Source organism: Syntrophales bacterium (genome assembly GCA_023229765.1).
Taxonomy (GTDB): domain Bacteria; phylum Desulfobacterota; class Syntrophia; order Syntrophales; family UBA5619; genus DYTH01.
Genome location: JALNYO010000043.1, coordinates 22,579 through 29,409 on the forward strand (window position 1 = coordinate 22,579; position 6,831 = coordinate 29,409).

The following is a 6,831-nucleotide window of genomic DNA, read 5'->3' on the forward strand; positions in this document are numbered from 1 at the left end:
TCATCCTTTTTTCAGATAAAAAACAACGCTCTTGCCGATCAGCGGATTGAGCATCCTGTCGAGCGTCCGCGTAAGCACTGGTTTTTTAATGATATCCCATTCCAAAAACCTGCGGTATGCCTTTACCAGCGGGAAATTGTCATTTTTATGCCCCACCGCGCATTTGAGCCACCAGTATGGCGAGTGCAAACCATGCTTATACTCGATCCGCCGTAAGCGGGCGCCGGCATTTTCAAGGATTCTGAGCAATTTGTCCTTTCTGTAAATCCGGACATGCCCCCCCGGTTCCTGATGATAAGCGTCCGAAATTGTCCAACAGATCTTCTCCGGAAAGAAACGGGGAACCGAGACGACCAGATCACCGCCTGTTTTCAGGACGCGCAGGAGTTCGGAAACCGCTGCTTTGTCATCCTCGATATGTTCCAGCACCTCCGAGCAGATTACGACATCGAAAAAGCCGTCGGCAAACGGTAATTTGGCGATATTCGCCTCGGCGATGGCCCATGCACCGTTATTCTCCTCCGCCAGAGCGGATAAAAAAGCCTTAGTTTTACAGAGATCGTCCCATTTCAGGTCCACCCCGGCAACCGTCGCCCCCTGTCGCCGAAACGCCTCGCAGACGTGCCTTCCCGCCCCGCAGCCGGCATCGAGAACCCGCGTCCCCGGTTCCGTCGGAATTCGCGCGAAATCAACGGTAAGCATCGATCGCCTCCCGATAGACCGCGACGGTTTTTTCGGCGGCGTGCCTCCAGGTAAGCGACGCATTCACCCGGGCAAGTCCCGCTTCCCCCAGTTTTATACGCAGTTCCGGATTATCAAGAAGCAAAACGATCGCGGCCTGAAGCGCCCCCGCATCCCCCGGCGGCACAAGAATCCCCGCGTCTCCGACTACCTCCGGCAGGGCGCCCCCGGTGGTGCTGATAACCGGCGTCCCGCAGGCCATCGCCTCGCCCGCTGGCATGCCGAAACCTTCGTAAAGAGAGGGAATGACGGCGATTGTCGCCTCGGCGTAATAGCGGGGAAATTCCCCGGCGGCAATCCTCCCGGTAAAGTGAACCGCATCCCCCAAGGCAAGCTGCTGCGCGAGCCGCTCCACCGTCCCGCCCTTTTTCGGCTTGCCGATAACGACCAGTCGAATGTCCCTCGTTTTACGTATTTCCGCAACCGCCTCCAGGAGATATTTCAGGCCTTTCAAGGGCGTATCGGCGCTGCTGGTTGTGATAAGCAGGTTATCGGCGCGTTTGACATCCTTAAGCGGAAAAAAATTGTCGGTGTTTATCCCGTTCGGAACAACGCGAAACCGCTCATGTGGGATTTTGAAATCATTACCAATATCGTTGCGCGAAGCCTGGGAAACTGTAATTATATAAGGAAGTTTTCCGACAACCCGTTTTTGCATTTTCAAGAAGGAATACCAGCGTCTTACCTTCATTTTTTTAAGAAAACCAGTAGCTTCTCCCAGCTCCAGGCTTCTATCGACGGTAATCGGATGATGGATCGTGGCTACAAGTGGAAATCCGCCTTTAGCGATGGCCGCAAGGTCATAAAAAAGCCCCTGATTGTCGTGGACTATGTCGTATCTGTTTCGGTTTTTTAGCAGGTGGCGGCGCGCCCGGACGCCGAAGGTGAACGGTTCGGGAAAACCGCCTGACGACATGCTTAAGAACTCAAGCATGTTAAGTGGATATAATAAATCACGGCCCCTTTCCGGTTTGAAAAGGTGTTCCGGATTGTAAAGGTCAAGGCCGGGAAGTTTATGGAGCCGCACCCCTTCGGGAAGTTCCGGATAGGGCGGACCCGAAAGGACATCAACCTCATGGCCAAGTTCCCGGAGGGCGCCGCTCAGATATTTGACGTACACCCCCTGCCCGCCGCTGCCGGGATTTCCCCGATAGGTCATCAGACATATTCGCAGGGAAGAAACATCCCTGCCTGCAATGACCTCCTTTTGTCTGGCCTGTTTCAATACTACCCCATATTTTCGATTTTTTGTCGCTGGTGAATACATCCGGCCCGGTAAATTAGCAATCGAAAATTTGTTTCTCCGAAGCTATGCGTGGCCGACTTTTCAGCTACGGACATCTTCTTTATCTCGCGGTGCGGGGAACTGGCTGAAAGACCGGCGGGTTCAAGCGGATGGTTCATGCCGATCTTTCCCCTCTCTCTCAAAATATCGTAATATATCGTGATCGCTGCTGTGGCCTGTTCCTGCTGCCCAGTTGCTTGCCTTTTTTTCCTGCAATTTTTGGATGAAGAGCGGCAGGCTTCCTGCCTGTTTGGGCGGGGCGTGATACTTTTTACAGAAATCCAGATAATAACGCAGCCACTTTAGATATGAACCGTGCAAGGCGCTGGGGATGGCCCTGATTTGCGGTTGCTCATTAAATTTTGACATTAATGCGGGAGGAATTGTCACCATGTGGATATTTCCGTTTCCTGATAATCTTCATTTTGACATGATATCCGGAAAAGGGAAAAAAATGCTTGCATAATTTTTGTCAAGAGATTTAATGACCTTTCATAGTGTTGCGATGGGACAGGAGGTTGGCATTTCATGAGAGTGGAGATGCGAATACTCGGTTACGATCCGGTTCCTTATGATTTTGCACTCGAATGGCGGAGATATCAAGAAACTATAGAATAACTTGTTCGCGGCACGTCGCTGGAGCGCTTAGCTCGCCCCGTTCGGCGAAAAATATACAACGTGCAGATTGGGAGCCAAAAGAATAAAATCGGGCGAATGCGATAGCCCATGTCAAGGAGGTAACGATGAATTCAAATGATATTTCCATATTAGACCTAAGTCCGCCAGAAAAATTACAACTGGTAGAAGACCTATGGGATGATCTAGCGGCTGCCCCGTCAGAGGTTCCTGTATATGAATGGCAAAAGGAAGAGTTGGCTCGTCGAAAAGCTAACTTGATGAGCAAGCCGGCTTCGATGCTTTCGTGGGATGAAGTCAAACACAGGATTCGAAGTCGCTATGGCCGCTGAATTAATATTCGCACCAGAAGTACAACAGGACGTCGACGAGGCATATAGCTGGTATGAAGATCGTAGACCTGGCTTGGGAGAAGATTTTCTTAGCTGTGTCGATGCCAGTATTCAGGTAATTTGTCGTATGCCCGAACTCTATGCGAAAGTTCACGAGGAGTATCGTCGGGCATTGGTTAGGCGATTTCCATATGCCATTTTTTACGAGTATGCCGGTGGAAAGGTGTTCATCTACAGCATCTTTCATACATCCCGTGATCCAAAAAAGTGGAGGAGTCGCTTCGTTTGACTCCCAAATTTTCGCCGAACGCTAAAGTCACCTGACCGGTGAAGAATTGGGGTCAGAGTAACATTTATCTCATTAGGAGCTGTTTTTGGATAATGTTGTTCTGACACCCATTAATTACACTATTCCTTCGGCCAGTACGACATCCAGCGGATTGTCGGGGAAAAAATGGGGATTCCCACGCTGATGATCGAAGCCGATATGGTGGATGAACGGAATTTTTCCGAAGGCCAGGTGGAAACTCGCATAGAGGCCTTTATCGAGGTTTTGAGTGGCCGCCGTTAACTTATTAATCTAACCGGCTCCCACCTCCCTGGCAAAGTTGATTGCCTTTCCAAGCCATCCGATAACGTTACGATTTTTCTTCATACAGGGGCTGCCGTCTGCTGGGGCGACCGGGGCGGTATCCGGAAAAAGAAACGGGGCGTCTGCAGCAGTGTCTGCTTTGTCTTCTGACTTTTTCATTGCGTGTGAAGAACAAACTCAGTTCCTGAATTCAAGCCCTATGATTTTTTTGTCGCGTGAGGCGCAAAACAACGCATTGTTCGTTATAATTTATTGAAAATGTTCAAATATGCACGGGCACGTTTCGCTTGACATAAGTAACCGTACCATCTTATGTAAGCAAAAACTCCACACATTTTCAACTGGCCTTGTCTCCAAATGTTAAGACAGGCCTATTAATACTGTTAGGCCAAGATAGAGATAACATATGGGATTGATTGTTCTGGTTGGTATCGGTGCTGGTATTTGGATTCTTGTATGGATAGGCGCTCGCCTGGGAAAGGCAAGTAAATATGATACACTAAAGCCACGTCTTGATGCTCTAGATAGTGCTGAAAGAGCATTGCACTCCGCGCAAGTTCAATGGAAGGAACAAAGAAGAAAGGAATCGGAGGAGTGGGAAAAGCATGTTTATGAAGTCAAGAATGATCTTGAACGCATAGCAAAAGAAAAGGTCATTGGTTTCCCTTGGCTAGCAGAAGCCTACGCTGACTATTTCAAGCTGATGGACATGCGCTTAGCTGATTACCTCGACGAGAAGGTGCATCCAGCGCCATCCACTGCTGCACAGATTCGAAAAGAGATCGCGCTGAAGCGACGAGAGGCAGAACGCCTCTTTCGAATCTACAAGTATCAGCTTGGATACTATGAAAGCTTGTTCCCTTGGCTTGCAGAATTCCGTGAAATCACCGACGATGACTTGATAGAGCTTTCAGCTACGGACAACAATGACGAGGATGAGGATAGTAATTCTGATCCGATATCACGATATTTAACCGCTGGTGAATACAATTCTCTAACCAGGGAAGAGAAGTTTCAAAGAGCTCTTGATCGCTATTGGGCATCACGCAAAACCAATTGGCAAATCGGACGGGACTACGAGCGCTATGTCGGATATTTATTTGAAAAGAACGGTTGGAATGTCAACTACTTTGGGAGAGAAGAGGGCCTCAGCGACTTTGGGCGAGATTTAATTGTCACTAGTGGTAATCAAGTCATAATTGTTCAATGCAAGTACTGGGCTAAACACAAGAAGATTCATGAGAAACACATATTCCAACTTTACGGGACGACAATTGAGTACTGGATATCCAGTATGGGGCGTGATTCCCAAAGACAACAACTACTTTTCGAAGATACCCTCTCTCAGAATCCAGTCAAGGCCATGCTCTATACATCAACCGAATTGTCACAGGAGGCAAAGGAGTTCGCCGCTGTTCTTGGTGTTGAGTATAGAGAAAATATTCCAATAGTACGATATCCTTCAATCAAGTGTAATTCTTCAAAGATATACCACTTGCCATTTGATCAGCAATACGACCGAACAAAGATTCAAGACGTTCGTACCGAGAAATATGTTGAAACAATACATGAAGCTGAACAATTGGGCTACCGGAGAGCTTTCCGTTGGCGAGGTTCGGCCTAATAAAGACAATCCAGCCGACTCGTTACACTCGCGGCTGATTTTTTCGTTGGGGTGATCAGAATGGCGAATAATGACGAAGTGAAAGGGCCATGGGAATCAACTGATTTTCGATTAATCATCGGGCGTTCAAGGATTGATTACGACTTGGACAAAGAGGAAGAGAACCGGAAGAAACACGGGTATTCTCTGGAAAGCGCTGTTCTTTTTTTAGAGGGTATGCTTCTACCTCTGGGACGACCTCTGGTTGCTACAAGTGACCCAATTGATTGCGGTGGTGAAATTAGGTACCAGCACATAACTCTTGACGATTCCGGAAAGGTGGTCTTCTTTGTCACGACCATGCGTCAAGATGAAACCGTGCGGGTTATTTCTTTGAGGCGCGCGAGTACTCAAGAAGAGGAGATATACCGTCAGGCTTGCCGTCATGGGGAAGTCATGGTCCCAAAGAAATAATTAGAGCCCCCAACAAAGGCAATACAGCCGATCGCTACCCTCCGGTTGATTTTTTCGTCAGACTTAAGAAAAGGAGTTTAGGTGATGATTCAATATAGGGTAGAATTTGATAAACTCGAATGGGTATCGCCAATGGAAGGGGTGAGACACAAGTATCTTGACCAGAATAATTTACGACTTCGTCTGGTTGAGTACTCATCAAAGATGCCGGCGCATTGGTGTGAAAAGGGACACTATGGCTATCTTATTGAAGGCCAAATGGAAATCGAATATGAAAATTCAAAAATAATTTATAAACCAGGTGACGGTATCTTCATTCCAGAGGGCCCTGATCATAAGCATCGCGGCAGACAACTTTCAGACAAAGTCTTGGTTTTCTTTATTGAAAAAGTCTAATCGGGTAGCCGGGGGTTTTTCTCCCCCAGCCCCCACACCACCCGGCATGCGGGTCCGCACCGGGCGGTTCACAGAGATTACCGGGCCGTAGCCGGGTAGTGAATGTGAACCCACAGCTCTTTGACAGATAGAAGCCCTTGATCCTTGAGCCAATCGTTGGTCATACCCGTTTGCGTTGCCAGCGTCCGGGATAGTCGCCACTGCCCTTTGCGGCTGATCGCCACAGAGATGGCCGCATAAAGCGACGTTCCCAGCTTGCGAAGCTCCCGCACTTTGGTTCTTGCCCTGCGCCACTGTTTGAAGTAGCACATCCGCAAGCGCCGTCTCAGCCACTGGTCTATTTCGGGGATCGGCCTGTAATACTCCGAAATCCCAAAATAGTTTATCCAACCGCGGAGGTATTCGGCGAGCTTCTTATACCGATAGTCCATGGAGACGAACCAGGACCTGCCAGTCAGTTCTTTGACCCTTCGCTTGAATTCACGGAAGGCTTTCTCCGACCAGCGAATTTTGGTTCCACGGAAAGTGAAACCAAGAAAGGCACTCTGGTTTGTCGGGACGACACGGCTTTTCTCCTGGTTGATCCTGAGTTTGAGAGTCCGTTCCAAGAAGCGTTTCAGGCTTTCCATAACCCGTTCTCCCGCTTGGCGGCTCTTCACCAGAACGATGAGTCGAGTAGCGCAGGGGAATCTCACTCCCACGCTCTCACAGAACCGGACGTGAACCTCTCAGCTCATCCGGCTCCTATCGTCCAGCCGCCAACTGAAGAAAC

The 6,831-nt window shown here is 48.9% G+C and carries 8 protein-coding genes; 5 read left to right on the top strand and 3 right to left on the bottom strand.

Translation table 11 applies throughout. From position 1 onward, the window contains the following. Positions 1-702 carry a class I SAM-dependent methyltransferase gene (locus M0P74_15790; GenBank protein ID MCK9365049.1) on the bottom strand — a complete coding sequence of 234 codons (702 nt, stop codon included), beginning with the start codon at positions 700-702 and terminating at the stop codon, positions 1-3. Then, positions 689-1,966, bottom strand: coding sequence for a glycosyltransferase family 4 protein (locus M0P74_15795; GenBank protein ID MCK9365050.1), 1,278 nt, complete (start codon positions 1,964-1,966; stop codon positions 689-691). Before M0P74_15795 ends, M0P74_15790 begins: the two co-directional genes overlap by 14 nt. Positions 1,967-2,769: 803 nt before the next feature. Here M0P74_15795 and M0P74_15800 point away from each other — a divergent pair. The 5 genes from M0P74_15800 to M0P74_15820 all read left to right on the top strand — a co-directional run bounded on the left by M0P74_15800 (position 2,770) and on the right by M0P74_15820 (position 6,059). Then, complete coding sequence (locus tag M0P74_15800; GenBank protein MCK9365051.1) at positions 2,770-2,994, top strand: addiction module protein; 225 nt, start codon at positions 2,770-2,772, stop codon at positions 2,992-2,994. 454 nt (positions 2,995-3,448) lie between these two features. Next, positions 3,449-3,565, top strand: a complete 117-nt coding sequence (locus tag M0P74_15805) for a 2-hydroxyacyl-CoA dehydratase family protein (protein MCK9365052.1) — start codon at positions 3,449-3,451, stop codon at positions 3,563-3,565. A gap of 427 nt (positions 3,566-3,992) precedes the next feature. Further along, on the top strand, positions 3,993-5,210 hold the full coding sequence (locus M0P74_15810; GenBank protein MCK9365053.1) for a restriction endonuclease: 1,218 nt from the start codon (positions 3,993-3,995) through the stop codon (positions 5,208-5,210). A 60-nt stretch (positions 5,211-5,270) separates the two neighbouring features. Next, the gene (locus tag M0P74_15815) at positions 5,271-5,663 is read left to right on the top strand and encodes a BrnT family toxin (protein ID MCK9365054.1); all 393 of its coding nucleotides are present in this window, start codon (positions 5,271-5,273) and stop codon (positions 5,661-5,663) included. Positions 5,664-5,747: 84 nt separating this feature from the next. Next, a complete protein-coding gene (locus tag M0P74_15820) occupies positions 5,748-6,059 on the top strand; it encodes a cupin domain-containing protein (GenBank protein ID MCK9365055.1) in 312 nt (103 codons plus the stop codon). A 77-nt stretch (positions 6,060-6,136) separates the two neighbouring features. Here the strand turns inward: M0P74_15820 and M0P74_15825 are convergent, their stop codons facing one another. Further along, positions 6,137-6,688 (bottom strand): hypothetical protein, encoded by a 552-nt coding sequence (locus tag M0P74_15825; GenBank protein MCK9365056.1) that lies wholly within the window; start codon positions 6,686-6,688, stop codon positions 6,137-6,139. Between the last annotated feature and the right edge of the window lie 143 nt (positions 6,689-6,831).

Excerpts from the sequence above, each read along its gene's own strand:
- M0P74_15790 (MCK9365049.1), bottom strand. The coding sequence starts at position 702 with ATGCTTACCGTTGATTTCGCGCGAATTCCGACGGAACCGGGGACGCGG.
- M0P74_15800 (MCK9365051.1), top strand. The coding sequence starts at position 2,770 with ATGAATTCAAATGATATTTCCATATTAGACCTAAGTCCGCCAGAAAAA.
- M0P74_15805 (MCK9365052.1), top strand. The coding sequence starts at position 3,449 with ATGGGGATTCCCACGCTGATGATCGAAGCCGATATGGTGGATGAACGG.
- M0P74_15810 (MCK9365053.1), top strand. The coding sequence starts at position 3,993 with ATGGGATTGATTGTTCTGGTTGGTATCGGTGCTGGTATTTGGATTCTT.
- M0P74_15815 (MCK9365054.1), top strand. The coding sequence starts at position 5,271 with ATGGCGAATAATGACGAAGTGAAAGGGCCATGGGAATCAACTGATTTT.
- M0P74_15820 (MCK9365055.1), top strand. The coding sequence starts at position 5,748 with ATGATTCAATATAGGGTAGAATTTGATAAACTCGAATGGGTATCGCCA.
- M0P74_15825 (MCK9365056.1), bottom strand. The coding sequence starts at position 6,688 with ATGGAAAGCCTGAAACGCTTCTTGGAACGGACTCTCAAACTCAGGATC.